The organism is Rahnella sp. P4_A8 (assembly GCF_056402435.1).
In genome coordinates this window covers 1-637 of the sequence record NZ_JBFUHK010000358.1, presented here as the reverse complement: position 1 = coordinate 637, position 637 = coordinate 1, and the positions used below count along the sequence as shown (strand labels likewise).

The 637-nt window shown below is 47.6% G+C and carries 2 protein-coding genes; both read right to left on the bottom strand.

All coding sequences use genetic code 11. The features are described from left to right. Nucleotides 1–59: 59 nt before the first annotated feature. Complete coding sequence (locus AC1DUO_RS25975; RefSeq protein ID WP_013576737.1) at nucleotides 60–344, bottom strand: RnfH family protein; 285 nt, start codon at nucleotides 342–344, stop codon at nucleotides 60–62. Next, a partial coding sequence (locus tag AC1DUO_RS25970) for an SRPBCC family protein (RefSeq protein ID WP_477989614.1) occupies nucleotides 337–637 on the bottom strand: 301 nt, incomplete at its 5' end. The genes AC1DUO_RS25975 and AC1DUO_RS25970, both read right to left, overlap by 8 nt.

The following is a 637-nucleotide window of genomic DNA, read 5'->3' as shown; positions in this document are numbered from 1 at the left end:
TCTCTGGTTACCGCCAAAAATCATCTTTCAGGGTAAAAAAATAAGGCGCCTGAGGCGCCTTATTTTTTAGAACGTTCGGCGCGTATACGCCGTAACTCTTTCGGATCTGCAATCAGGGGCCGGTAGATTTCAATGCGATCACCGTCGCTGACCACGTCGGCAAGCTTCACCGGCCGGCTATAGATACCTAATTTATTCTGTTTTAAATCGATATCCTGACGCAACTCAAGTAAACCGGAAGCCTTCACTGCCTGTTCGACACTGCTCCCCTCCGCCAGTTTTACCGTTCGCAGATACTGACGTTCCGGCAACGCGTAGACCACTTCAACGCGGATCTCAGACACTGTAGACCTCTTTCGCGCGTAGAGTGAATGCCTGAACCATGCTGCCAGCCAGTTCTTTGAAGATTTTACCGAATGCTAATTCAATCAATTTATTTGTAAATTCAAAATCAAGACTGAGCTGAACTTTACAGGCATCCGGGCTAAGTTCGATGAAATCCCATCCTCCGGTCAGCTTACGGAACGGACCATCCACCAGCTGCATATCAATGCGTTTGTTGCTGATTAACGTATTTTTGGTGGTAAAAGTTTTACTGATGCCCGCTTTGGAAACATCAACCGCTGCGGTCATCGAC